Genomic DNA, 26129 nt, shown 5'->3' with positions numbered 1-26129 from the left:
AGCTTGTCGCAAGCGAACCGGCAGGGCGCGATGCTGGCCGCCCCCGCCGGTCGCGCGTTCGATCACTTCACCTTCGCACCGCTGGCGATCTCGCGTTCGGGAGAGATGATGCTCAGTGCGCCGTCCTCCGTCGAGGCCGCGAGAATCATGCCCTGCGATTCCAGGCCGCGAATTTGGGCTGGCTCGAGGTTGGCCACGATCACGACTTTTCTCCCGGGGAGGGATTCGGGGGCATAATGCTGCGCAATGCCGGCCACGAGCTGGCGCTCTTCCGCGCCGAGGCGCACCTTGAGCTTGAGCAGCTTGTCGGCTTTGGGCACGCGCTCCGCAGCCAGGACTTCGGCCACGCGCAAATCGATTTGCCGGAAAGTCTCCAGGGAGATGAGCGCCGGTGCCGTGGGTTTGTCGGCCTGCGGGGCCGTGGTCGTGGTGGCGGCGGTTTCGGCAGGTGGGATCATGCGAATGGCCCTTTCCAGTTTTTCCTGTTCCGGCGCAATGTCCTTGTCTTCGATTTTGGTGAAAAGAATCTCGGGCGTGCCCAGGCGATGGCTGGCGGGAAACGGCTCGGACGGCGTTTTCAGCCACACTTGTTTGGTCACCTCACCGGGCAAACCGAGCATGCGCCACACGCGTGCCGCGGAAAACGGCAGGGTCGGGCACATCAGCACCGCCAGAGCCTTGCACACCTGCAGGCTGACGTGAATGGTGGTGGCACAGCGGCGGCGGTCCTGCTTGAGTGTGCGCCAGGGTTCTTCATCGTTGAAGTATTTGTTGGCCTCGCGGGCAAGATCCATGAATTCCCTGGTGGCGCGGCGGATTTCGTAGTTTTCATACGCCGCCGCCAGTTTCTCCGGCCAGGCTTGCAGCAGGGCGAGCATGCGGCGGTCGTTCTCTGTCAGTTCCTGCGCCGGCGGCACGTGATTGTCGAAATGGCGCTGCGCAAAAGTGAGCGTGCGGTTGATGAAGTTGCCGAGGATGTCGGCGAGCTCGCTGTTGTTGCGGGTTTGCAGATCGTTCCAGAAGAAATCGGTGTCCCTGGTCTCCGGCAGGTTGACGGCGAGGGTGTAGCGCAACGGGTCGGGTGGAAATTTTTCGAGATACTCGTGCAGCAGCACGCCGATGCCGCGGCTCTTGGAAAATTTGTAGCCTGCGAAATTGAGAAACTCATTGGCGGGAATGTCCGCCGGCAGCACGTAGCCCTCCTGGCCCATCAGCATGGCCGGCCAGACAATGGCGTGAAACACGATGTTGTCCTTGCCGATGAAGTGGACGAGTTTGGTGTTGGGATTGAGCCAGTAGTCCTTCCAGGCGTCCGGCCGGCCGGTTTTGCGGGCCCATACGCGGGTGGCGGAGATGTAGCCGATGGGAGCGTCGAACCAGACGTAGAGCACCTTGCCTTCATAGCCGGGATGCGGCACCGGCACCCCCCAGGTGAGATCGCGGGTGATGGCGCGATCCTCCAGGCCTTCCCGGAGCCAGCCGTAACAGAAGTTGCGGACGTTTTCGCGCCAGTGGGTTTTGGTGTCAAGCCAGGCGCGCAGGCGGTCCTGGAACCTGCCGAGCGGAATGTAAAAGTGGCGGGTGTCGCGGATTTCCGGTGCCGAGCCGCACACCACGCAGCGCGGCTCGCGCAGTTGCAATTGTTCGATCCACTTGCCGCAATTCTCGCATTGATCGCCGCGCGCGCCGGGCCTGCCGCAATGCGGGCAGGTGCCCTCGACGTAGCGGTCGGGCAGGAAGCGTCTGCAGGTGACACAATAAAACTGGCGTTCGGATTTCTCGACCACCAGCCCCTGGTGCAGCAGCCGCAGGAAAAACTCCTGGGTTTGCTCGATGTGCACCGGCTCGGTGGTGCGCGAGAAGATGTCGAAGCTCATGCCCATGCCCGCCAGCGCGTCGCGAATCAGGACATGGTAGTAGTCGGCGATTTCCTGCGGTGTCTTGTTTTGTTTCTCCGCGGCGATGGTGATGGCGACGCCGTGTTCATCGGTGCCGCAGACATAGAGCACATTGCGCTGTTGCAGGCGCTGATAGCGGACGTAGATGTCGGCGGGCAGGTAGGCGCCCGCCAGGTGGCCGAGGTGCAACGGGCCGTTGGCATAGGGCAGCGCGCTGGTGACCAGAATGGGTTGGTTGTCGGACACGGGACCTTCTTTCATCATTTCAAACGTTGTGGGTCAGGGCCTGAGAAAACGGCGGGCGCCGGCGCGCCCTGCGCTGCGGGAGCGGCGTGGGCAGGCGGCGTTTGGGCGGGCGCGGTCGTTCACCGCTCGCGCCCGATGTCTCACGCCTCGCCCAGGGCAGCCGTCAAATCTTCGCGATTGCCGTGGGCATGGCCGCAGTCGTTTTGGCATTTGTAAACCTTGTCCTGCGCTTCGGCGAGCGGCAGCACTTCGCATTCGTTGTTGGGATACTTCACGGTGATGGTGTCGTGAAAGATGTCGATCTTGATGATCGTGCCCCTGCCCTTGTCAGTGGTGATCTCCTTGGCCAGCTCGGGGAAGCGGCCAATCGCCTGGTTGTAGAATTCGCGTTCGTACATCAGGCAGCATTTCAGCCGGCCGCACAGGCCGGCGAGTTTGTTGGGGTTGAGCGGCAGGTTTTGCTCTTTGGCGGCCTGGGTGGTGATGGGCGCAAACTGGTCGATCCAGGAGGAGCAGCACAGCCGGCGGCCGCACACCCCGTAGCCGTCCAGGCGCTTGGCTTCATCCCGCACCCCGATCTGGCGCAGCTCGATGCGGGTGCGGTATTCCGCGGCCAGGTCTTTCACCAGCTCGCGGAAATCGACGCGCTTTTCGGCGGTGAAGTAGAAGGTGATTTTGTTGCCGTCGAACTGGTATTCACAGCCCACCAGCTTCATGTCGAGCGAGTGGGTCACGATCTTTTGCCGGCAGGTTTCGAAGGCCTTCTTCTCCAGCATGCGATTGCTGCGGCTGCGCACGAGATCGGCATCGGTCGCCTTGCGCAGCACGCGGCGCAGCGCTTCGTTTTCGGAGAGCAGGTGGTTGGGCGGCAGACCGACGAACTTGACCACGCCGAGATCCTCCCCCTTCTCGGCCTCGACGATCACGAAGTCATTCACCCGAATGGGGTACTGCTCGGGGTTCTGATAATAGCCCTTGCGCTGCTCTTTGAATTTCACCTGTATGATGTTCTGCACATTACCTCCCCGGGCGTGCCAGTTGATTGATCCGATGCAACAACACCATCAACACCAGCCAGGGCTGCACGTAGCGCTCCAGGCAGTCCAGGGCATATTCCAGTTCGTCGATCACACCGGCAAAATCGAAATGCGGCAGATTCTTCACCAGCGCGAGCAAAGCCTCCTGCAGATCGGCATTCACCAGACGCTGGCCGGGGCCGCAGGCTTTGATCACACAGGCATCGCGCACCCACACCAGGCAGAAACGCAGCAACTGTTGCAGCTCCTGCCGGTCATGCTCGTTGGTGAGCTGGCTGAGAAAATCCATCTGCTCGACCGGCTTGTTGAACTTGAAGGCGGCGCGCATGAACTCGACGGCAAGCCGCCGCCGGGATTCGAGATCATCGCCCAGCAGGGCCAGCGCTTCGCGCAGATTGCCGCCCGCCATCGCCGCCACCAGGGCCGCCCGCTCCGCTGCCACGCCGTACCGGCGCACCAGAAAATCGATCATTTCCTGCTGCGCCACCGGCGGCACGGCAAGCGGCTGGCAGCGCGAGAGGATGGTCGGCAGCAGACCTTCCACCGAAACGGCGGTCAGCAGAAAATAGGTGTTGGGCGGCGGTTCCTCCAGAATCTTCAGCAGGGCATTCGCCGATTCCGCCTTCAGCCGGTGGGCTTCGAGCAGCAACACCACGGCACCGGTGCCTTCATAGCTGGTGATGGCAAGCTTGCGCTTGAGCTCGCGAATGTCATCGATCAGGATGAAGGAGTTTTCCCAGGGCCGGCTGCGATACCACGGCTGGGCAGCGAAGCTTTGCAGGACTTCGAGCATCTCCTTTTCGGTGGCGCTGCCGGCGCGGGGAAAAATGAGATGGAGGTCGGGATGTGTCATCTCGGCAATGCGCCGGCAGGCGGAGCATTGTCCGCAGGCGAGCGGTTCACCGGCGGCCGCCGGCGCGAACAACGCGGCCGTGGCGCCGGTGGAACGCGCCGTGCACAGGAAGCCCTGCGCCAGATAGAGCGCCAGGGCCTCCTTGCCCGCGCCTTCCGGACCGTGCAGCAGATAGGCATGGGCAAGGCGCTGATGCTGCCGGGCGCGACGCAGGACCTCGACGGCATGCGAGGCGTTGAGAAAGGGAATATCTGCGAGTTGCCAGGGATGTTCGTTTTTCACTGCAGCCACTCTTCCGGGTTCAGATCCTGGGAGCGCGCTTCCTTGGTCCGCTGCCAGATCTGAAAATGCAGCGTTGCCTGCTGGCCGGGGGGCGCTTCCGCCACGGTGCCAATGAGCTGGCCGGCGGCCACCGTTTCGTTGAGATTCACGAAAATTTCCGCCAGGCGCGTGTAGACCGTGTAGTAACCGTCGGCGTGATTGATGATGAGCAGATTGCCGTAGCCGCGCTGCCAGGTGATGGTGGTGACTTTGCCCGCCGCCACCGAGCGCACGCTGGTGCCGGACGCGGCCGCGATGTCGATGCCCAGATTGGTGGTGATCGTTTTTAAAACAGGATGGCGATAGCTGCCGTAGTGACCGACGATTTGTCCATCCACCGGCCAGGGCAGGCGGCCGCGGCGTCCGGCGAAGGGTTCGGCCGGCAGGTGCGTGGGCAGCGGCATCGTTGTGAGCCGGCCTTCGCCAGAGGCGGGCGCGGGCGGGGCAGTCTGTTCCTGCTGTTGCTGCAACGCCGCCTCCGCGGCGGCAATCAGCCGGGCGATGCGTGCGGCAGCCTGCTGCTGCTCGGTGAGCTGCATCTGGTGAAACGACTTGTCCTGGCGCAGCTTGTTCAGCAGCGCTTCGCGCTCCTGCTTGCGCTGGCGCAGCGCCTGTTCCTCCTGCAGTTTTTCCGCCAGCATTTTCTCATACGCCGCCAGCTCGCCGGCCAGCTTTTCATTTTGCGCCTGAATGCGCGCCTGTTTGCTTCTCATTCCCGCCAGCAGCCGGCGGTCGTTGGCAAACAGCCGGCGCTGGTATTCCGCCCACAGCAGAACCTGGTTGAGCGAGCGGGAGGAGAGCAGCATTTCGAGATCTTTCAACCGGCCGTATTTGTAAAAGAACACCGCGCGCCGTGCGCCCAGAGTTTGCAGGCGCTGCAGTTCGGCTTCGGTTTCGCGCAGGCCGGCCAGGGTGGCGCCGGCCTCCTGGCGCGTGCTGATTTCCTGCCGGCGCAGGCGCCCGACCAGGCGGTTCATGAGATCGATCTGTTCCTCCAGGGCGCGCAGCCGGTCAAGCTCGGAGGACTCGCTCTTTTCGAGGCTGCTGATCTTCTGCTGCAGTTGTACGATGTTGCGCCGCAACTCCTCGAGCTGTTGCGGGCTCTCCTGGGGAAAGGCGGGCGGTGGGAGGAATACGAACAACGCGACGGGAAGCCACCACGCCGTCCGCTTGCGCTGGCAAAACATGGCGCGAAAGTAAGGCATTCCCCCAAGAAAATCAACTGGAAATTCCCCCGCACGCTGGCGCGGCCGCGCGCGCATGCGGCGGAAAAGAGCTTGACTCACGCAGACCGCTTCTCTATATTGCGCTGCCCAAATGATCACGGCGGGCACGCCCGCCATGCAGGCGGCAATTCCGTGACAAGTCCGCGCCCTGTCCTGTTACATTCATTGCTGACACCGATCCTATGAATCGCGAAAATGGCGCTCCCCGCACCGCCACGAAAAATCCATTGTGGGGGAACATTTTCCGGCGCAAAAGCAACACCGCCGAGGATGTTTTGAGCACGCTGCGGCAGGTGCCGCTGTTCAGCAACATGAACGACAGCGAACTGCGCGAATTTGAAAAGCTCATCCACCAGCGGCACTTCAAGGCCGGCGAGACCATTTTTTGGGAGGGCGAACCCGGCGTGGGCATGTACATTATTCAGCACGGCGCGGTGGCCATCTGCAAACACAGCCGCAACGACGTGCGTGAAACCCTGGTGCGGCTGCACGACGGTGAGTTTTTCGGCGAGCTGGCCCTGCTCGATGAAAGCCCGCGCTCGGCCTCCGCAATCGCCGAGGAAAACTCCCGGATCATCGGCCTGTTCCGGCCCGATCTCTTCGGGCTGCTGGAACGCAAGCCGCGTCTGGGCAACAAATTCCTCTTTCAACTGGCGCTCATCATCGGCGAACGCCTGAAGCAAACCAACACCGAGATTCAAAACCTGCGCGCCCAGCTCGAGCGCTCGGAAGTCGTGCTATGATGGCGAAGACTGCCGGCAAAACCCCGCGCGCCGCACGCTTTCAGCCGTTGCACGCCCCGCCAAGTGGCGCGCCGCCGCTGCTCGCCGGGCTGCCCGCAGCGGACACCAAAATCGTCCTGGTGCTGGACCGCAAACTGCTGCGCCGAGCCGCGCGCACCATGCTGCTGCTCGCCGTGCTGGCGGGGCTGGTGTGGCTGCTGCCGCGCATCACGCCCGTGCTCACCATGCTGACCACCGCCCTGCTGCTCACCACCGCCCTCGATCCACTCGTCACCTTTCTGGAAAATCGCGACCTGCCGCGCACCACCGCCGTGGTGTTCGTGCTGCTGCTGGCGCTGCTGGTCGGCCTCATTCTCATACGCCTGCTGGTGCCGGTGATCAGCCAGGAAGTGCAGTCGCTGGCCGCCGCCATGGATGCCAAGGCCTTCGAGCAAATCATCACCCGCCTGAAGGGCGAACTCGCGGGAAAAATCCCGCTGCTGCGCCTGCAGGCCATCGATGAGAAAATGACGGCGCAACTGCAAAGCCTGGTTGCCGGCTTCCTGCAAAACGCCTTCGCTTTCATGCTCGGCCTGCTTTCCGCCGCGCCCAATGCCGTGCTGGTCGCCTTCATGGTGTTCTTTCTGCTCAAGGACGGCCGCCCGTTGAAAAAGGCATTGATTGCCAGTGTGCCCAATCGCTATTTCGAAATGGCGCTGCTCATCACCCACAAAATGACGGAGCAGCTCAGCCGCTATCTGCAGGGGCAGTTGCTGGTGGCGGCGGCGGTGGCCGGCCTGTCGGTGCTGGCGCTCTATCTGCTGCAGGTGCCCTACTACTTCTTCATTGGCGTGCTCGCCGGCCTAGCCAACGTCATTCCCTATTTCGGCCCGATCGTCGGCGCCGTGCCCGCCATCCTGATGGCGCTGCTGCACACCGGCTCACTCAATCTGGTGCTGGCCATTGTCATCGCTTTTGCCACGATTCAATTGATCGAAAACATCTTCATTTCACCCTACATCACCGCCCGCAGTGTGGAACTGCATCCGCTCGCGATCCTTGTGGTCATCCTCATCGGCGGCAGTTTGCTGGGCATGTGGGGCATGCTGCTCGCCGTGCCGGTGGCGAGCCTCATGAAAGTCACCGCCGAGCTGCTGATTTGGGGCGTGCGAAACTACCGTTTGAGTGACTGAGCCGTTGCGCCTTTTCCGCCATCGGCAATTTTCGTGCAGGCCCTCGTGCCTGACAAAGGGTTCATGCCTTCCGCCTTGCAAAACAGTTCAACCCTCGCATACCGCTGCTTTTCTCCCCGGCGGCGACGCCCCGCCGCGTGCCGGCAATGGTATGCTGTCGTGCTCGCCGCCGCCTTCACCGGCCTGACCTGCGCCAAAACCGGCGCGCCGCCGGGCGGTCCGGTCGATGACATTCCTCCAAAAATCCTTGCCACCTCGCCGGCGCGTGATGCCACCGGGGTGGCGCGCGACACCCGGCTGTCCTTCACCTTCAGCGAGAAGATCAATCGCAAAAGCTTCGAAGAATCGATTTTCATCACCCCCAGCCCGGGCGGGGAGCAGGAGGAGGCATTGCAGTTTGACTGGCAGGGCCGCACGGTTCACATCCGCTTTCCCGATTCACTGCGCGCGCGCCGCACTTACGTCGTCAACCTCGGCACCGGCGTGCGTGACCGGCACGGCGTGCGGTTGCAGGAAGCTTTCGCCCTGGCTTTCACCACCGGCGACACGCTCGATCGCGGTGAAATCCGCGGCCGCATCCGGGACGGGCAGGCCGCGGGCGTGCTGATCATGGCCTACATCCTCGAAAACGGCCGCCAGCCCGATCCCGCCAGACAGCGGGCAGACTACTACACCCAGGTGGGCGAGAACAACACGTTCACGCTGTCCCATCTCGCCCCCGGGCGCTATCGGGTCTTTGCCGTGGCTGATCGCAACGCCGATCGTCTCTACACGCGCGGGGAGGAGAGCATCGGCGTGCCGGCGCAGGATGTGGTGATCACGCGCGCCGCGCACAGTGCGCCGCCGCTGAGTTTTCAGCTTGCCGTCGAAGATACCCTCGCGCCCGGCCTCGCCGCAGTGACCGCGCTTTCTGCCAATCAACTGGAGTGGCGTTTCGACGAGGCGGTGACGCCGGCGCGCGGCAACTGGCCGGCCCGGCTGCGGGTGATGACCAAAGAGACACGCACCCCGCTGGCGCTGCTCGCCGCCCTGCCGCATCCCCTCAATCGCAATCAGGTGCTGGCGGTCTGCACGCCACAGCAAGCCGTGACCTATCTTGCCGCCGCGGATTCGCTCCGGGATGAAGCCGGCAATCTCATCGAGGCTGCCCGCAGCCAGGTGGAATTCGACGGTCTGAGCCAGCTGGATACGCTGCGGCCGCGCCTGGTCAAAATCTCGATTGCCGACAGCAGCCGGGACCTTGCGCTCGACGTCCCCATTGAGCTGATCTTTTCGGAAATCATGCGCGCGGACAGTGCGGTGCGGCCGCTGCGCGTGCGCGATGCCGGCGGCGCGGCGGTGAGCGGCCGCGCGGGATGGGTCACGCCCCTGCAATACCGTTTTGCGCCGCTGCCGGCCTGGCAAAGCCACACCCGCTATGAATTCGAGATCATCGCCGACTCGCTGTTCGACTGGAATGGCAATGCGCTGTTTGACACCACCGGTCGCGTCACGTTTTGGACGCTCAATGCCGACACCCTGGCCTCCATCAGCGGTGCTCTGCGCGATGCGCGGGACTCCACCGCCGGCGATATTCATCTCACGGCCAAACAGATTGGCGGCAGGATCGAATATCATACCATCGTGCCGGCGCCCGGCCGCTACAGCTTTCCGGCGGTGCTTCCCGGGCTGTATCAACTCAGCGGCTTTCGCGACGACAATCGCAACGGCCGCTACGATGCCGGCACCGCCTTCCCTTTCGTGCCGGCGGAGCGTGCCCACCTCTGGCCCGACACCATCAAGGTGCGCGCGCGCTGGCCCAATGAGGGCAATGATCTGGTTTTGCCCTAGCGGCAAACCCACGCAAGCGTGAGGGACTCATGTCTGACATTCAAGTCAACCTCCGGCTGGAGGACAAACTCGCGATCCTCGACTTTACCGGGGATGTCACCAGCCTGGCCGAGCGCAAAATCGTGGCGGCCTACGAGCGCGCCAACACGCAGAAACTGCGCTGCCTGTTGTTGAATTTCAGCGGGGTCGGCTACATCAATTCCGCGGGCATGTCGATCATCATCACCCTGCTGGGCCGCGCCCAACAGCAGAATCTCACGCTCAAGGCGTTCGGCCTGTCGCCGCATTTTCAAAAAATTTTTGCGATGGTCGGGCTGCTGAAATATATTCCGCACTTCGCCAGCGAGGCGGAGGCGCGGGCAAGCTGCACGGAGACCGCCGGCAGCCGCTGAGCCTGCCGGCGTGTCCCGCGCCCGCACAGGAATTTTCATCATGGCCGTGCCGCCGGCTGACCGCGGCGCCGCTGCCATCTCCCTGTCCGTCAGCAAACGCCACCGCCGCGAAAATCACGATGAGCGCTTATCAACTGCGTCAAATGCAAAGCACCGACCTGCCGGCGGTGAATCACATCCTTTCGGAGGCATTCACCGCCGCGCGACTGGAGGAGGGGCATCGCCGGCCTTATGTGCCGCAGGTGCATCTCTCCTTTCTGGAGATGTACCGCTCTTCCCTGCCGGCGGCCTGCCTGGTGATGGAGCACAAACACAACGTGATCGGCTATGCCTTTGCCCATCTCTGGGGTGGCGTGGGCTGGATCGGGCCGGTGAGTCTGCTGCCCGCCTATCAGGGCAGGCATCTTGGCCGCGAACTCATGCAGGCGGTGATCCAGGCGCTGCAGCAGGCGGGGGCGCAGGTGATCGGGCTGGAGACCGAGCCGCGCAGCAGCCGCAATATCGGCTTTTACTCCCATCTTGGGTTTCTACCCGCCCAGCTCTCGCTCGATCTGGTGCGCCAGGTGCCGCCGGTGCGCCGCGAGACGCGCATGCCGCAGCGGCAGTTTTTTTTTCACAGCGAACTGAGCGCCGCGGAGGCGGCGCGCACCCTGGAGGAAGCGGAGGCATTGGCGCAGGCGCTCGATCCCTGTCTGCGCATCCGGCATGAAATCGGGCTGATTCAGCAATTTCGCTACGGCGACACACTCTACCTGCGCGCCGGCGACATGCTGGTGGCCTGCGTGCTGGCCCACACCGAAACTTACTCACCGGAAGAAACCGCCCGCCATTTGCGCATCGTCATGCTGCTCGTGCATCCGCAGTACACGGCGCTGCTGGCGGAACTGCCGGCCCTCCTGCTGGCATGGGCGGAACAGCAGCACAATACCTGCATCACTGTGCGCACGCCCACACGCTACGCCGGCGCCTATCGCATGCTGCTGGAGGCCGGCTTTCGCGTCTCACACGCCGAATTGCGCATGACTCTCAGCGGCTATCATGAGCAGGCTGACCCCGATCATTGCAATCTAATGAAATGGGAATAGCCGGCTTGCCGGCGCGCACCGCCCCCTCTGCCATGTCCCGGCGGGATTACGCTCACACAGAGGGCCTCTCGCGATAACTTCCTGAATTTTGCATGCTGGTTCGCTGTTCTCTGGAATAAATGAAGTGTTCACAAAGCTCCGTCTGTTGTTCCGTTCGAAGTCAAGCAGGACTTTTTTCGAATGTGGCGAGGCTCTGATCGCGAAATTCGCCCGTTTGCCGAAGGCGTCATGGCTTCTCCCCCCCACGAAAATGGCCTCCCACGAGATGGCTTGTTTCGTGGGATTTCTGCTTTCGTGGGCGGATTGTTTGTGTTTGATCCTGACACTGAAGGTTGAATCATTGTCGTGCTGCCTGAATTTTGCATGCGGGTTTGCTGTTGCCCGGAAGAAATGACTTGTTCACAAAACTCCGTCAGACATTCGAAGCTTGCGTGTATTTAAACTTCCTCAGGAGTGGCCTGTGGAATTTCTCATGATCTGGCGCGGTTTTTTTTGAGCGGGGCCAAGCAGGTCACTCCTGAAGGAGTTTGGGGAAATGCGATATGCCGTTTCCCTAAAACAGTTCACTCTTACCGGGGTTGACCGCACGTTTGCCCGAAAATTTCTTATGCACCACCCCCAGGGTGGTTGGGCGTCGCGATCCAATCAGCGTTTCTCGCGGTGGGGATCAATTGGAGTGCAAAATTCAGGTGGTAGACCCTTCAAGGGCGGGGCCTATTGGAGGGTGTGGACGGTCCGGAGTGGGGATGCTTTCCCACCGCTGCATGAATGACCTTGCGGCGGCCGGCATCCGGCGGAAAAGGGGGACAGAAAAGACCGCCATGATGATTTCGCCCGGGCCGAATCCCGCGGGAATGAAATGCCTGCAGAACACCGGCACGGGTTTTCCGTGCAACCGCGGCGGGCAAAGATCGACTTTTTGCAAACAGGCTTCACATGATCATCGTCAACGATCTTACAGTGGAATATCCCGTGGCGGGTGGGGTGCGGCGCGTGCTGTCGCAGGTCTCGCTGACGCTGGCCGAGGGTGAGTTCGTGGCGCTGATGGGCGCCAATGGCTCGGGCAAGACGACGCTGGCGCGTTGCCTGAACGGCATCGTGACGCCTAGCGCCGGTGAGGTTTGGGTGGATGGTTTGAACACACGCGACCCGCATGCGCTGCGCGAGATTCGCCGCCGCGTCGGGCTGGTGTTTCAGCATCCCGACAATCAAATGGTCGCGCCAACCGTGGAGCGCGAGCTGGCTTTCGGGCTGGAGAATTTGGGACTGCCGCGACCGGAGATGCAGCGCCGCATCGCGGCCATGCTGGAGCTGTTCCACTTGAGCCACTGCCGGGAGCGCGCCCCGCATCAACTCTCCGGTGGGGAAAAACAGCGGGTGGCGCTGGCCAGCATCATGGTGATGCAACCGCGCCATTTAATCTGCGACGAGCCGACCTCCCTGCTGGACTATCCCGCGCGCCGGGCCTTTTTCGACATGCTCGCCCGGCTGCGCCTGCCGCCGGACGGCGGCACGCCCTTGACGATCCTGCATATCACCCAATTCGCCGAAGAAGCCCTGTTTGCTGATCGTCTGCTCATCCTGCATCGCGGGGAAATCGTGCTGGCGGGCCCGCCGGTCGATCTGCTGCAACGCGTCGGGGAGTTGGCGGCGGTGGGTTTGCAGGCGCCGGTGGAATTTCGTGCGTTCGATCATCTGCGCCGGCACGGCCATGCCTCCCTGCCGCTCGCGGAAGTGAGGCTTTCCCCGATTCTGTGATCCGGCGGAAGGCGGCGGGCAGCAGATGCCCGCTTGCGGCGCGAGGGGCGGCATCCTGCTGTTGTCGTGCCCGGCTCGCGCCTGCCTGCGGGTGCAGACGGCAAGCCCAGTGTCACCAACTTTGCGGTGAGGCCCCCTGCACGGCTGGGCTGGACACGGCTTTCGCCAGATTCGTGTCATGCAATCGCTCACCGGGCCCCGCCCGGGGTGGCAAGTTTTTTTTCGCGGGAGGGGATGACAGTGGGCTGCAAGCCTGCGGTGCGACTGCCGGCAGATCAAAACCTCCAACCCAGCTCGCCGAATCCCCGCACGAACCGCATCGTGTCGCCGTGAAAGCGCTCAACCGTCGCACTCAGGAAAAAGGCACGGTTGAGATGCGCATCCAGCCGCAAACGTTCCCAGGGATTGTTTTGTGTGGCCGCAGGATTGGTCATGCGATAAGCATAGACGCCCCCGCCCAAACTCACGGACAGGATTGCCAGCAGGCGGCGCGAAATCTCGAGACCGGGATAATAGCCGCGCGCCAGCGCATTCCCAAAATAAGAAAAGCGGGCGTTCACACTGAAGCCGCTGCGCCACAATTCCGCGGCGCTCGCCATGATACCGGCGGAATAAACAGCCGGTGCATTGCCCTGGCCCTGCCAGCCGCCATCGATTGCAATGCGATAAAGCGCCGTGGGTTGATAGCTCACCTGGCCGCGCCAGCCCTGGCGCAGGCTCGCATCGAACAAGCTGTCCGCGAGTGTGCGCGTCTCCCAGGTGCGGATCAGGCGCCGGGCATCATAGGACAGGCCCAGGGAAATTTTCTCCTGCGGATAACAGGTGAGATTGAAATAGGCATTGCTGAGCGCGAGTGCGCCACCACTGGCGGTGCGCCAGGCGCGGTTGAGATCGAGCTCGGCATACTGCATGAGATAAAACCGGCCCGGCCAGTTCAACTCGGTCTGCGCCGCAAGAAACTCCCGGCTGATCTCACCGCCGCGATACTGCCCGACGCCCGTGACTGCCAGCGTGAGTTCCCCTGCCTGCCGCACCGGTGTTTTCATTTGCAGCGCGCCGCCGATTTTCCTCCCGGCGGCACGCATGCCGGAGCCGGAAAGGTCCGGATCGAAGCCGCCAAACAAACCGGCTTTCCAGCGCGGGCCGAGGCGATAACTGAGCGCCATGCCGTCGAGGTAACCCACGCCGCGCAGATCATGCCGCAGCATGCGGCCCACGGCGAATTCAACCGGTGAGGTTGCGGCTTCCCATTCCAGGGCCACCTCATAGACGCGATGCGCCACCGGCTGGGTTTGCCAGACGCCGGTTCCGGGCTGCTGCGAACGGCGCACCGAGCGCGTGCGCGCCAGCAGGCGCACCGGCAGTCCGCCCAGGCGCTCGACTTGCAGGCGCAGATAAGCGGAGGATTCCTGAAAGTCGAAGGACTGCGGGCCTTGATCACGCTGCCCGTAAGATTGCAGACTGAAGTGGCCGGTGACCTCGTTGTTGGAGGGCCGCCGCCCGCCCGCATATCTTTTCGGTGGGGAGACCACCGGCCGGCGGGCGGGGGCCGCGGCTGCCGGTTTGCTCTTCGGCTCAGTGGCCGGAGGCACGCGCTTCAAATATTCGTCGAGCGGGATGACCCACAGAATCGGGTCATCAATTTTCACCTGCGGCAGGCTGCCCGCCGCCCCAGTCTCCAACAGACAACTGGCGCTGTGCTCGGAAACATATTTCACCTCCAGCGGCAGGAGGCGCTCGCCGTTGCGCATCACCCAGACCTTGTCGCCGGCGCGCACGCCGAGCACGCTGCCGCCGTTGAAATAAACCGCATCCAGCGTGACGTGCCGCACGCGAAACTCCCGGCGTGCCTCCTTCTGATTCACCGCCACGGGGGGCTTGCTTTGCGCCTGCGCCGGGACGCCGCAACACAACCACAACAGCACCACCCCGCAACGCCAACACCTGCCGCTTGTGCTCATCACTGCCCTTTCTCTTCCGTGTTGAGATTCCCGCTGTCTGCCTCACACCCGGGGATGACAACGGTAGCATGCCTGACTGTTGTATTGATAACCCGACCGGTTGCGATGCTCTTCATCCATCTTGGTCTGGTTGTGTTCATGGCAGAAAATGCACTCGAAAATCTTGTAATTGGCGGCATTGACATGACAGGTGGCACAGCTTTGCCATTTGCCGCGATGCTTGCCGGAATAGATGCGGAAATACTGGCTGTCATGGTCGAACGTCGCCGGCAGCCAGGCGTTCATCGTGTGGCACACGGTGCAATCATGTGAAAAATTCAGCGTCACATGATTGGGATTGGTCGGCCGCTGGAAATCCGCCTGGTGGCAGGAGTAACAATCCGTGGGCGTGCCGGCATAACGGTTGTTGACGTGGCATTGCGCGCAGGCAGTCGTCAGGTGCGCCCCCTGCAGCGGAAAGCGTGTGCGGTTGTGATCGAAGGTGGAGGGCTGCCACGCCGAAGTCGTGTGACACGAGCTGCATTCCTGCGAAAAATTGCCCGCCACGTGATTGGGATTGGTGGCGCGCTGATAATCCGCCTGATGGCAGGAAAAACACGCTGTCGGTGTGCCGGTGTACTGCCCGTTGACGTGGCACTGGGCACACGCGACCGCCAAATGCGCACCGGTGAGCGGAAAGCGCGTGCGGTTGTGATCGAAGTTGGCCGGCTTCCAGGCCACGTTGGAATGGCACGAGCTGCACTCCTGCGAAAAATTTCCCGCCACGTGATTGGGATTGGTGGCGCGCTGATAATCGTCCTGATGGCAGGAAAAACACGCCGTCGGTGTGCCGGCAAAACGGCCGTTGCCGTGGCAACTGCCGCAATCCACCGCACTGTGCGCGCCCTGCAGCGGAAAGCGCGTGCGGTTGTGATCGAAATTGGCCGGCTTCCAGGCCACGTTGGAATGGCACGAGCTGCACTCCTGCGAGAAATTTCCCGCCACGTGATTGGGATTGGTGGCGCGCTGATAATCCGCCTGATGGCAGGAAAAACACGCCGTCGGTGTGCCGGCAAAACGGCCGTTGCCGTGGCACCTGCCGCAATCCACCGCACTGTGCGCGCCCTGCAGCGGAAAGCGCGTGCGGTTGTGATCGAAATTCGCCGGCTGCCAGCCCACGTTGGAATGGCAGACAGAACAATTTTGCGAAAAATTCTCCGCGACGTGATTGGGATTGGTGGCGCGTTGATAGTCGTCCTGATGGCAGGCGAAACAATCCGTGGGGGTGCCGGCAAAACGGCCGCTGCCGTGACACCTGCCGCAATCCACCGCACTATGCGCGCCCTGCAGCGGAAAGCGCGTGCGGTTGTGATCGAAACCACTGAGATGACCCAAGCCGGCGGAGGCCCAGCCAATGATCATGCTGCTGTGACACAGCTCACAGCGCATGGAGAAACCCGCTTCCCGGTGGTTGGGATTGGTGGTCGCCTCGTAATCCTGGCGATGGCACACGCCGCACTGCAGCGGGAGATTGATGAACTGGCTGGTGCCCTGGCGGGTGTGGCAATTCTCGCAGGCGACGCGCTGGTGCAGGCCGAGCAGCGGAAAGCGCGAGGCTTGATGCACCGCATTCATCCTGGAGAATTCCCGCCAGCCTTGAAAGGTGTGGCAGCGGGTGCAATCCCTGCCGAGCGTGCCGTCGTGCACATCCTCGTGGCAGGCGGTGCATTCGCGTGACGCACCAGTGAATTTCAGCGAACTGTGGCAGCGTTTGCAATCCACCGTGGCATGCTGCCCCGCCAGCGCAAAGCCGGTGGTCTCATGTTTGAACTTGAGATCGAGACGCAACGGCGACCAGGCCCTGGCCGTGTGGCAATCACTGCAGGGGAGATTGATTTTGCCGTGCGGTTGATTCACCGTGGCAACCTGCGCTCCGGCCTCCAGGCCAAGCCCCAAGCCCGCGATCACCAGCCAGCGGGGGGCAAGCCTCCAGCTCAACGATGACATGCAGCGCACTCCTGCTTGATTGGTTTGTATTTGATGACACTGGTGCGATCCGCCAGCCTGACGGGAAGATGGCATCGTTCACATGCCACCCGCGCGTGCGCGCCCTCGAGTTTGAACGAGCTGTCGCGATTGTGAACGAAGGCCAGATCCTGCCATTGTGAAGTTTTGTGGCATTTCTCGCAGCGCACTTCCTCCGCCTTGCCGAACTGGCCGTGATGAACATCGTCATGACAACCCTGACAGCGCAGCGGCCGCGGCCGATAGCGCACGCGTTCAGTGACCGCCGGCCCGGCGCGAACCAGCCGAACGGGCGTGGCATCCGCCTTCATTTCCGTCACGATTTTTTCCCGCGGATGGCAGTCGTTGCACGCCACCCGCTGATGCGCGCCGGTCAGGGCAAAACGTGCACTGGCATGATCGAACGTGGTCTGCCGCCAGCTCTCGTTGCGATGGCAGCTCTCGCAGCCGCCGCTGGCGACACGCGGCGCGAACTGGCCGCCATGCACGTCTTCATGGCAGGCCGGGCAGCGTTGCTCGGGAAACACAAAAAGCAATTTCCCGGCCAGCGCGCCGGCAGTTTGGCGGACGTGACACAGACCGCAGGGCGTCGCGAGATGCGCGCCGGCCAATGGAAAAGCCGTTTGCTGATGCCGCGCCAGCGTGAATTGCGAGGGCGTGAAGCCCGCCACCGTGTGGCAACTCTCGCACCCGCCGCGATCCGGCCGCCGTGCAAACTGGCCGGCATGCGCATCCTGATGGCAATCACGACAGAAGGCGTGGGCGATTTTTTTCTTGAAATTGCCGCCGGTATGGCAGCGTTCGCATGCCACGCTCTGATGACGCCCGCGCAGGGGAAAATCGGTCAGATCATGATTAAAGGCGCCTGCGGCAATTTTCTTCCAGTTGGCGGTGTTGTGACACCGGCTGCAATCATTGCCGAATTCGCCGCGATGGGGATCCTGATGGCAGGGCGTGCAATTCGCGAAGGTCAGACCGGTATATTGCACGAAGGCAGCCGTGGTCTCCCGTCCCACCCGGGTGGCCGCCGCTTTCTCCACATGACATTTGCCGCACGCCACCTGGCGGTGTGCACCGGTGAGTTGGAATTTCGCCCGATCATGCGAGAAATGGGGCGCCGGCTTCCAACCGTTGAAATCATGACACTGCTCGCACTGCGAAGCAAGCTGGCCGCGATGTTCATCGCCATGGCAGGGCAGGCAGGCCGGGGTCAAGCCCAGGAAGGTCTTGCGCAACTGCACATTGGGATCATCGGCAAATTTTTCCTGAATGTTTTCCGGCCGATGACAATCGCGGCAGGCGACTTTGGCGTGCCGTCCCTGCAAAACATAACCAGCCTGGCGATGATCGAAATTCGCTTCACCCTGTGGCCACACGATCAACTCGAAATCCACGCCATTGTGCTCGCTGTGGCAATGTCCACAGGACTGTTCGGCAGAGGCCGGGCCGGACAACTGCGCGGCGGTGACCGTGGGATGATAACCGCGTTTGGCCTGCAACCGTCGCGCGATCGCCACATGGCATGTCAGGCATTTGGCATTGCTCATGCGCTCGCCGATCTCGTGACAGGACAGACACTTGGTCATGCCTTCGAGTTGCTTATGTGGCCGCGCGAGCGGTCCCGGTGAAATCTGAGCAAATGTTGCACTCGCCGCGAGCGCAAAAAATGCGCACAGAGCCCAAACCAGCCAGTGGTGGACTTTGACAAAAAGACCGGGCAGGCTGTCATCTCCTCTTATTAATTCACAATTCAACTCCCTCTGTGAAAAATCTCCAGCGAGGCCCTGAACGTAGTCAAAGATAATGCCAGCTCGAGTGGTTTTGATTTTGCAGAACTGAGCGCCATCATGTGGGATCCTCCCGCATCTTGGGCGCACACAAGGCCAAGCAACCCCATTTTTGTAATTTCGATTACATCACGGTGAGCAATATGGAGCTTCTCTTCATCTTCGCGTGGACCGTCTTTGTCGTGGCATGGCAGCTACACCGGCGCTGGCAGCGCGACCGGCGCAATCAAGCCCGTCTCGAACAAAACCGGCGCGAGGACATCAAAGTGCCGCCCTCGCTGCATCCTTTTATCGATCCGGAGCGCTGTATCGGCTGCGGCAGTTGTGTGACTGCCTGCCCGGAGGGGGAAGTGTTGGGCCTGGTGCTTATGAAAGCCGCGCTCCTGCAACCTGATCATTGCGTCGGCCACGGCCGCTGCGAAGCCGCCTGTCCGGTCGGGGCCATCACGCTGGTGCTCGGCGCCGAAGACAACGGCGTGGAGGTGCCGGTGACGGATGAGAATTTTCAGACGCGCGTACCCGGCGTTTATGTGGTGGGAGAGTTGGGCGGTATTGGCTTGATTCGCAATGCCATGCTGCAGGGCCTGCAATGCGTGGAGGCCATCGCGGCCCGGCCACGCCGCCCCGGCGCCCACTATGATGTGATCATCGTGGGTGCCGGCCCGGCCGGCCTGGCCGCCACACTGCAGGCCGCAGCGAAGGGGCTGCGTTACTTGACCCTCGAACAAAACGACATCGGCGGAACCATTCTGAAGTATCCGCGCAACAAAATCGTCATGACTGCGCCGCTCGCTTTGCCCGGCTACGGCAAGATTCATTTCCATGACGTGCGCAAGGAGGAGCTGCTGGCAGAGTGGGAAAAAATCATCGCCAAGACCGGCATCTCGATCCAGGTGAGAAAGCGGGTCGAACAGGTGGTGCGGCACGACGAACTGCTGGAGGTTTTTGCCGGCGGAGAACATTACACCGCCCCTCACCTGGTTTTGGCGCTGGGCCGGCGCGGCATTGCCCGCCGCCTCGAGGTTCCCGGTGAGCATTTGCCCAAAGTGCGCTATGAACTCGATGACCCGCGCGCGTTCGCCCATCGCGACTGTCTGGTGGTGGGCGGCGGCGACAGCGCACTGGAATGCGTCCTGATGCTGGTCGAAGCCGGCGCACGTGTCTCCTGGTCCTATCGCCAGCGCAACATCTCGCGCGCCAAGGCGCGCAACCGTGAGGCGGTCACCGCAGCGGTGCGCCGCGGAGAGATCCGGGCTTTCCTGCCCAGCGTGGTGAAGGAGATTACCACCGCCGCGGTGGTGCTCGATCTCGAGGGCGCCGACAAAGTCATTCCCAATGATGCCGTCTTCATCATGGCCGGCGGTGTCCTGCCGTTTGAATTTCTGAAAACGATCGGCATTGAAATGCGCACGCTCCATGGCGAACCTGTTCCCAGCCGGAGGGCCGCGTGAACGCACAGGAGTTGCAAGTTTCTCCTCCCTCTGCCTGGGCGCACCAGCCGGGGCGGAAAAAGCCGCGCCGCGAGCTGCAGGCCCATGGCCTTTTTGTGCTGATCTTTCTGACCGCCTTCGTCTTCTTCGCCGTTTTGCGCTATGGCGGCGGCTATTATCTCACCGCCATGATACAACGGCCGCTGCACCCCCTGCATGCCCTGCTCAAGCCCAGTGGCGTGATCGGCCAGGGCTTAGGCGTGGCCGGCGGCATCCTGTGTTTTTTGACGCTGCTCTATCCCTTGCGCAAACGCTGGCGCCGGCTGGCCAATTGGGGCACGCCGCGCCGCTGGTTTCACTTTCACGTCTATTGCGGCATCGCCGGGCCGCTGTTCGCCACGCTGCACACTGCCTTCAAGTTCGGCGGGCTGGCTTCGATTTGCTACTATGCGATGATGATCGTGATGGCCAGCGGCTTCGTGGGGCGTTTTCTCTTTGCCCTGCTGCCGCGCAATCAACGCGGCGTCCTGCTCTCGTTGCAGGAAATCGATGCGGAAATTCTCTCGCTGCAGCGTGCGCTGGCCGCTGCCGGCTTGAACGCCGAACATTTTCGCGTGCATGCCTTTCGGCAACCCGGCCGCCCGGTTCGCCTCGGCTGGCTGCAAGTGCTGCAACTGTGGCGCCGGCGCCGGCAGGAATTGCGTCACTGGCACCGGCGTTTGACGGTCTCGAATCTTGCCGCCGCACGCCGCCGCAGCCTGCTGGCTTTGCTCTCCCGCAAATTTTTTCTTGAAAGCAGCCGCCTCACCCTGGATTTGACCGCCCGTGCCTTCTCTCTCTGGCATGCCTTCCACCTGCCCTTCACCTATTTGATGTTCCTCACCCTCATCATTCACGTGAGTCTGGCGCTGTTGCTGGGCTACACTTGGATCTTTTGATGACGGCCTTCCAGGACTGCAACTTTGAATCGAATTCTGCGGCACGGACAATATTGCTTCAGAGTCGGTGTGTATCTATCGCTGCCGTGGGAGGTACGCTGTTGCCTCCAAAGGCATGCTCTCATCCTTGTCATCCCGCGGGAGCTTGTGAGCAACTTGGAACCGTGCCCAGTTCTTCACCGCATCCCTGCAGGATGACAGTGCCGGGCGGAGATATGCCACCTGAAGCAACAGGTGGGTTGCCGCTCATGCACTGGCGCACGGCACAGAGCGCACCCAGCAGCCGAAGTGTTTCAACTCTTCCATGCGGCAGGACCAGACCAACTCGCCGTTCCACAAAGTCATGTCCGGGCAGCCATCGCACATGTTCTGCAAACCAGTGGGCACAAAATCCACCGGCTGGATGATCATGATGGATTGATAGTGCAAGCCCTTGAACAGCCGCAGCGGATTGCTGAGCACCGCGCCGAGATAATGGCCGGCCGCACTGCGCACGCCGTGGTCGATCAGCGCGAGCAGCAGCATCGCCCGGCCCAGGTTGGTGTGCCCCGGTTTGTGGTGCAGGTGAAATAGCGGCTCCGGCTCAGGTGATGCATCGTCTGAATCGTTTCCATGAATCTGGAGCCGACGTAGCCGTAGATTTTTCCCGGCGAACCCTGGCGCCCGCTGAGCAGCCATTTGAAGGAATCTGGCTTTTCTGTTCCATTCAAATAGGCGCAAGGCGTAAACTCAGGAAAGCGCTTCCGGATCTCGGCAACGACCTCCGTTGATTTCAAATCAACCTTGCGCGCCTTCGTCTCCGAGTAGGCCAGCACGCCCAAATCGATTCTTCGTCCGCCCGCATACCACTCGAATGGAAGCTCGGGCACCGCGGCGCGAAACAGAATGAACACCATCACCTGCACGATGTCGATGTGTTTGGCGGCCCACTCGACCAGCTCCGGCGTATGAGCCAGCGTGTCTTGAAGCGCACCCATAAAGTTGGACACTCTTGCTAAAGAATACCTGAATAGGCTATATTGGTCCAACCCAAGGGAGCACGATCATGTCAAAGAATCGCAGAAACTTTACCCCTTCTTTCAAGGCCCAGGTTGTGCTGGAAGTCCTTAGCGGTGTCAGGTCCGCTGCCGAGGTTTGCCGGGAGTACCAGATCAACCCTCAGCTTTTCAGTCAGTGGAAAAGTCATTTGCTGAACAATGCCGCCAGCCTTTTTGATGGCGCCACCCGTCGCAGTGCGGAACAAGCCCGGATCGAAGAGCTGGAAAGAGTGCTGGGGCAAAAAACTCTGGAAGCTGAGATTTTAAAAAAAGCCTCGAACATTTTGCAAACACATCTCACCAGAAGCGGGAGGTCGTGATGAAGTTGATTGCAGACCATCCCGTGGAGACGGTTTGCCGGGCGCTAGATTTTCCCCGGAGCAGTGTTTATTACCGGAGCAAAGAGCCAGATGAAAGCCGCCTCAAAAAGGCGATCTTGGAGTTGGCAACGACGTGGCCAACCTATGGCTATCGTCGCCTCACCGCCATGCTCCAGCGACAGAACTGGTGCGTCAACCGCAAGCGTGTGCTTCGCCTCATGCGGGAAGAAATGGGCTTATTACGCGCCAAAAAGCCCAAGAAGAAGCGAACAACAAACAGCGTGCATTCTCTCACCCCCGCTATTCAAACCTGGTCGCAGAACTCACTGTGGCTCGTCCCGATCAGGTTTGGGTGGCGGACATCACCTACATTCGGTTGCGTCATGGGTTTGTTTATCTCGCGGTGATTCTCGACGTCTACACGCGCGCGATCCGCGGCTGGCATGTGGGACGCAGCCTTGATCTGAGTCTGACGCTTTCTGCGCTGCGCCAGGCCTTGTCAAAGGGCACGCCGGAGATTCATCACTCCGATCTGGGCATTCAGTATAGCGCCCCGGCATACATCGATGTTCTGCGCGCCGCCGGCGCCGACATCAGCATGGCGGAAGTTGGCCAGCCGACACAGAACGGTTACGCCGAGCGCGTGATCCGAACCATCAAGGAGGAAGAGGTTGATTTGTCTGACTATCAAGACTACCACCAGGCACGCCAACAAATCAAAAAATTCCTCGAAGAGGTTTGCAACAAAAAACGAATTCACTCGGCTTTAGGCTATTTGACTCCGATCGAATTCGAAAACCAGTGGAACAAACAAAACCGCAGTCAAAGTTCCTTAACAAAGGCCGTTTTTGTATCCAAAAAATGGGGTGCACTACAACACTTTTAGTTGTTGATATTACGAACTTTCTGGTTTTCGGATAGACTCTGAGCCAAACGCTATTATTGGTCAAGTCCCGGCTCACGTAAACCGACCCAGAGCGACCCTGGTCATACCAATAGACTTCACCCTGGTCACCTTCAGTGAAATACTTGCTGACATCCCAAGTCCGGTCTTTGCCCAGCGGTCCAATATCATCGCCAGCCGTTTGCTCCGGTGCATTGACAGCCACTTCAATGGACGCTTGCGTGGGCTTGTCACTGCACGCAAAGAGCGCGACCACAACGAGCAAAAGCAAGCCAATCTGTTTCATAACACCCCCCTTTTGAAGATACAGCGAATTCACTGTGCTGCCCGGCCGCTCACCCGCGACTTCCATGCACTGTGGAACGGTCAAAAAGCATTCAGATCATAGAGACATGATCTCGTGCACAGAACAAGTTGTTCAGAATAACACTTTTTGTGGAGGCTTGGGAGAAAAAATCAGGTGAGAATGAAAGATGCAGAACCGAGCCCAAAGAAGGCGAGCCCCCACAGTCCAGGCTCTGCACACGACGTTACTCACCCCTCAAGTGCAATTTACGCTGATCAAGCATGCATCCCCATCAAATTGCGACGTTATAATAAAATCCCAGTTCAGCACAGTCAAGGATTTTTTTGCCTGGCAGAACGCCACGGTTACCCGGGCGGTCTGGGCACAGTCTTGCCGAAACTGACGACTGGTTTCAGAAAGCCCCGTCGGGATTGCGCGCAACCAGGAGGAGGATGAGCGATTCAGCGCAAAGCGCAGTTGACAAACTTCACATGTGAATCACGGGCCAACATATTCAGACCCGCCTTGAGGTTCGACATGACATCGATGGGCTACACATTCCACGCGTCAGCACCGCCGACATCAGAACTTCGCAGCTCCGGCTCCCTGGCGGCCAAAACTGATTCTGCGGCGATGATTAATTCGCGTGTGCGCGAAACGGCGGGCCTTTCAGAAAATTTTCCTGCAGCGGCTGGGTGGGCAAGAGAGCCCCTGGTTCTCACAACACCTGGCGCTTCGGGAACCTCGCTCCGGCCGGATTGGTCCGTTTTCGGACAGACGCTGTTTCACACAGCTCGCGTTCGACAAAATTGTTTTCCGCGGTTGTCCGCGCGCCATGATGCAGGCAATGGCTTCATTCGCAACTGAGATTTTGAATTTTCTGAATGCTGCATGTCGCGCCCGATGCGCCGTGCTCGCTGAAGAGCCATTTTGATCCGGTCGGCGCGCGCCATAAACGGCGGCGTTATCTCGGCGGCTTTACGTCCGGGTGTGTGTGCTTTTGTTTTTTGATTTCGGATTGCCCGGGTTGGGTTTTCAAGCCGCCGCCCGGGCGTTCTGCGTGGCAATCATGCCCATTCCCGGGCTTGCACCGCAGCCGAAAATTCGATATGTTGCCACCGCGAAAAACGGAACACACAATGTCACGCGCCTGCTGGCCTGATGAAGTTCCGCTTTGTCAGGCCAGCTTTGTTTTATTCACAGAACCGGCGATGCCGGCGCCATCAGCCGGCCGGCATCGCAACAGGTGCCGCACCGGATGTCCGTGGGATGAAAAATGGGAGAGGCAATTTTTTTCTGCCTGCAACGTTTGGCCGATTCTTCATTCTTATCACAAAAAAACGCCGCTTTGCCGGCTTCTGCCATGCTCCCGGATTCGACCCTTCAAGGAGTTGCCATGTCCAAACGCATGAAGTCCTATGAAATGATTCCCGACCGCTTCAAAAAGAAGTACCTTGAATTCTACGACGAACTCTATCATGCCGAACGCAGCGTGATCGACAACAAGACCAAAGAACTGATTGCGCTGGCAGTTTCGCTGGCGGCCGGCTGCCACGGCTGTTTCAAGGGCCACGTCACCAAGGCCGTGCGCTACGGCGCCACCCGCGAGGAGGTCGGCGAAGCGATCAGCATCGCGGTGGCCATCAATGCCGCGGCCATCGTCGACCGCACTGACATCGCCAATTTCGATTTCGACCTGGTGCAGCGGCTGTGGGAGAAGGAGGAGAACGGCGATCTCGATGCTGACGACGTCAGCTCCCCGCCGTCTCTGCCTTGAAGAGCCGGGCGCGGTGCCCTCCGGCAGTTTCTTTAAAACCAAATCGATGCCTTACAGGGTCATCGTCCTCGTGGAACACTGTTGTAGCCGCGAAGCCATGAGGTTCATCAGCCGCCCACCAGGGGCGGGGACTACGAACCGTTGCAGACTACGGGCGTCCATGCGTGACAGCGCGATCACACTCCCCTGCCCACAATCGCGGCGCCTCTCCCGGACTTTCGCCTTGCTTCTTTCGCGCTTTTCTTCTACCATTGCCGCATGTCCCGCCAGGAAGAGAAGAGTTTCACGGCGCGCTTCGGCGAAGTTTTAACCAGCCGCCAGAGCCTGCTGTGCGTCGGCCTCGATCCGGAAATCGAAAAACTGCCGGCCGGCTTGCCGCGCACGGTGCAGGGTCTGGTGCGTTTCTGCCGGGAGATCATCGCGGCCACCACCCCCTTTGCTGCGGCATTCAAGATTAATTTTGCCTTCTTCGAGGCGCTCGGCACGCTCGGGTGGGCCGCGCTCGCGGAAGTGGCGGCCGCGCTGCCGGCGACAACCCTCCGCATCGCCGATGCCAAACGCGGCGACATCGCCAACAGCGCGCGCCTGTATGCCCGTGCCCTCTTTGAGGAATTGCCCTTCGATGCCGTCACCGTCAACCCCTATCTCGGCGCCGACGCCGCCCGGCCTTTTTTGGAAAATCCCGCCCGGGGTGCCTTCTTTCTCTGCCGCACCTCCAATCCCGGCAGTGGCGGGATTCAACAATATCCCGCACCGCCCGGGGGCGGCACCGCCACGCCGCTGTATTTGCATGTTGCCGAACAAGTGGCGCGCTGGAACACGCATGACAACGCCGGGTTGGTGGTGGGGGCCACGCATCCCGCCGAGTTGCAAAAGATTCGGGAGAAGTGTCCGCACCTGCCCCTGCTGATTCCGGGTGTGGGCGCGCAAGGCGGCGATTTGGAGTCTGCGGTGCGGGTGGGGGCGACGGCGGCCGGCAATTTGGCGGTGATCAACGCCAGCCGCGCGATCATCTATGCGGATGGCAGCAGCAATTTTGCCGAGGCCGCGGCGCGTCAGGCCGAGGCGCTGCGCAACCAGATGCGCGCCTGCCTGAAGGCCAAAACCTAAGCGCCGCCGGCCGG

At 61.2% G+C, this 26129-nt stretch carries 21 protein-coding genes and 1 pseudogene; 13 read left to right on the top strand and 9 right to left on the bottom strand.

Annotated elements, in window-relative coordinates; translation table 11 throughout:
* Positions 1-62 precede the first annotated feature (62 nt).
* The 4 genes from metG to ONB52_10105 form a co-directional block, all read right to left on the bottom strand.
* Positions 63-2144 carry a methionine--tRNA ligase gene (gene metG / locus ONB52_10120; protein ID MDZ7416491.1) on the bottom strand — a complete coding sequence of 694 codons (2082 nt, stop codon included), beginning with the start codon at positions 2142-2144 and terminating at the stop codon, positions 63-65.
* 140 nt (positions 2145-2284) lie between these two features.
* Positions 2285-3160: a stage 0 sporulation family protein gene (locus ONB52_10115; protein ID MDZ7416490.1), complete on the bottom strand. Its 876-nt coding sequence runs from the start codon at positions 3158-3160 to the stop codon at positions 2285-2287.
* 1 nt (position 3161) lies between these two features.
* The gene (gene holB / locus ONB52_10110; protein ID MDZ7416489.1) at positions 3162-4316 is read right to left on the bottom strand and encodes a DNA polymerase III subunit delta'; all 1155 of its coding nucleotides are present in this window, start codon (positions 4314-4316) and stop codon (positions 3162-3164) included.
* On the bottom strand, positions 4313-5641 hold the full coding sequence (locus tag ONB52_10105; protein ID MDZ7416488.1) for a peptidoglycan DD-metalloendopeptidase family protein: 1329 nt from the start codon (positions 5639-5641) through the stop codon (positions 4313-4315). The genes holB and ONB52_10105 overlap by 4 nt, the downstream gene beginning before the upstream one ends.
* A 122-nt stretch (positions 5642-5763) precedes the next feature.
* On the opposite strand from ONB52_10105, the gene ONB52_10100 reads away from it, so the two are divergent.
* From ONB52_10100 to ONB52_10075, 6 genes are all read left to right on the top strand, one after another.
* Positions 5764-6324 carry a cyclic nucleotide-binding domain-containing protein gene (locus tag ONB52_10100; GenBank protein MDZ7416487.1) on the top strand — a complete coding sequence of 187 codons (561 nt, stop codon included), beginning with the start codon at positions 5764-5766 and terminating at the stop codon, positions 6322-6324.
* The gene (locus ONB52_10095; GenBank protein ID MDZ7416486.1) at positions 6321-7496 is read left to right on the top strand and encodes an AI-2E family transporter; all 1176 of its coding nucleotides are present in this window, start codon (positions 6321-6323) and stop codon (positions 7494-7496) included. Before ONB52_10100 ends, ONB52_10095 begins: the two co-directional genes overlap by 4 nt.
* A 45-nt stretch (positions 7497-7541) precedes the next feature.
* Entirely contained in the window at positions 7542-9326 is a 1785-nt protein-coding gene (locus ONB52_10090; GenBank protein MDZ7416485.1) for an Ig-like domain-containing protein, read from the top strand.
* A gap of 29 nt (positions 9327-9355) precedes the next feature.
* Positions 9356-9718 (top strand): STAS domain-containing protein, encoded by a 363-nt coding sequence (locus ONB52_10085; GenBank protein MDZ7416484.1) that lies wholly within the window; start codon positions 9356-9358, stop codon positions 9716-9718.
* 119 nt (positions 9719-9837) lie between these two features.
* Positions 9838-10803: a GNAT family N-acetyltransferase gene (locus ONB52_10080; protein ID MDZ7416483.1), complete on the top strand. Its 966-nt coding sequence runs from the start codon at positions 9838-9840 to the stop codon at positions 10801-10803.
* 936 nt (positions 10804-11739) lie between these two features.
* A complete protein-coding gene (locus ONB52_10075; GenBank protein ID MDZ7416482.1) occupies positions 11740-12561 on the top strand; it encodes an ATP-binding cassette domain-containing protein in 822 nt (273 codons plus the stop codon).
* Positions 12562-12836: 275 nt separating this feature from the next.
* Here ONB52_10075 and ONB52_10070 read toward each other — a convergent pair whose 3' ends face one another.
* From ONB52_10070 to ONB52_10060, 3 genes are all read right to left on the bottom strand, one after another.
* Entirely contained in the window at positions 12837-14432 is a 1596-nt protein-coding gene (locus ONB52_10070) for a hypothetical protein (GenBank protein MDZ7416481.1), read from the bottom strand.
* A 132-nt stretch (positions 14433-14564) separates the two neighbouring features.
* Positions 14565-16508 carry a hypothetical protein gene (locus ONB52_10065; protein ID MDZ7416480.1) on the bottom strand — a complete coding sequence of 648 codons (1944 nt, stop codon included), beginning with the start codon at positions 16506-16508 and terminating at the stop codon, positions 14565-14567.
* Complete coding sequence (locus tag ONB52_10060) at positions 16496-18112, bottom strand: hypothetical protein (GenBank protein MDZ7416479.1); 1617 nt, start codon at positions 18110-18112, stop codon at positions 16496-16498. Before ONB52_10060 ends, ONB52_10065 begins: the two co-directional genes overlap by 13 nt.
* A 344-nt stretch (positions 18113-18456) precedes the next feature.
* Here ONB52_10060 and ONB52_10055 point away from each other — a divergent pair, with 344 nt between their 5' ends.
* Both ONB52_10055 and ONB52_10050 read left to right on the top strand, forming a co-directional pair.
* A complete protein-coding gene (locus ONB52_10055; protein MDZ7416478.1) occupies positions 18457-19764 on the top strand; it encodes an NAD(P)-binding domain-containing protein in 1308 nt (435 codons plus the stop codon).
* A complete protein-coding gene (locus ONB52_10050; GenBank protein ID MDZ7416477.1) occupies positions 19761-20681 on the top strand; it encodes a hypothetical protein in 921 nt (306 codons plus the stop codon). Before ONB52_10055 ends, ONB52_10050 begins: the two co-directional genes overlap by 4 nt.
* Before the next feature lie 246 nt (positions 20682-20927).
* Here ONB52_10050 and ONB52_10045 read toward each other — a convergent pair whose 3' ends face one another.
* Together ONB52_10045 and ONB52_10040 are read right to left on the bottom strand one after the other, a co-directional pair.
* Positions 20928-21206 carry a hypothetical protein gene (locus ONB52_10045; GenBank protein MDZ7416476.1) on the bottom strand — a complete coding sequence of 93 codons (279 nt, stop codon included), beginning with the start codon at positions 21204-21206 and terminating at the stop codon, positions 20928-20930.
* A complete protein-coding gene (locus ONB52_10040) occupies positions 21188-21670 on the bottom strand; it encodes a hypothetical protein (GenBank protein MDZ7416475.1) in 483 nt (160 codons plus the stop codon). The genes ONB52_10045 and ONB52_10040 overlap by 19 nt, the downstream gene beginning before the upstream one ends.
* 56 nt (positions 21671-21726) lie before the next feature.
* Here ONB52_10040 and ONB52_10035 point away from each other — a divergent pair, with 56 nt between their 5' ends.
* The 5 genes and pseudogenes from ONB52_10035 (at position 21727) to pyrF (ending at position 26115) form a co-directional block, all read left to right on the top strand.
* Positions 21727-22038: a transposase gene (locus tag ONB52_10035; GenBank protein ID MDZ7416474.1), complete on the top strand. Its 312-nt coding sequence runs from the start codon at positions 21727-21729 to the stop codon at positions 22036-22038.
* Positions 22038-22241, top strand: a pseudogene (locus ONB52_10030) (IS3 family transposase). Before ONB52_10035 ends, ONB52_10030 begins: the two are co-directional and overlap by 1 nt.
* Positions 22226-22924 carry an IS3 family transposase gene (locus ONB52_10025; protein MDZ7416473.1) on the top strand — a complete coding sequence of 233 codons (699 nt, stop codon included), beginning with the start codon at positions 22226-22228 and terminating at the stop codon, positions 22922-22924. The pseudogene ONB52_10030 and the gene ONB52_10025 overlap by 16 nt, the downstream one beginning before the upstream one ends.
* A 1700-nt stretch (positions 22925-24624) precedes the next feature.
* A complete protein-coding gene (locus ONB52_10020; GenBank protein MDZ7416472.1) occupies positions 24625-25005 on the top strand; it encodes a carboxymuconolactone decarboxylase family protein in 381 nt (126 codons plus the stop codon).
* 258 nt (positions 25006-25263) lie between these two features.
* The gene (pyrF, locus tag ONB52_10015) at positions 25264-26115 is read left to right on the top strand and encodes an orotidine-5'-phosphate decarboxylase (GenBank protein MDZ7416471.1); all 852 of its coding nucleotides are present in this window, start codon (positions 25264-25266) and stop codon (positions 26113-26115) included.
* The last annotated feature ends 14 nt before the right edge of the window (positions 26116-26129 follow it).

Source organism: candidate division KSB1 bacterium, assembly GCA_034506255.1.
Classification (GTDB): Bacteria; Zhuqueibacterota; Zhuqueibacteria; order Zhuqueibacterales; family Zhuqueibacteraceae; genus Coneutiohabitans; species Coneutiohabitans thermophilus.
The sequence above is the reverse complement of the archived record's forward strand: the minus strand, read 5'-3'. Positions and strand labels throughout refer to the sequence as shown.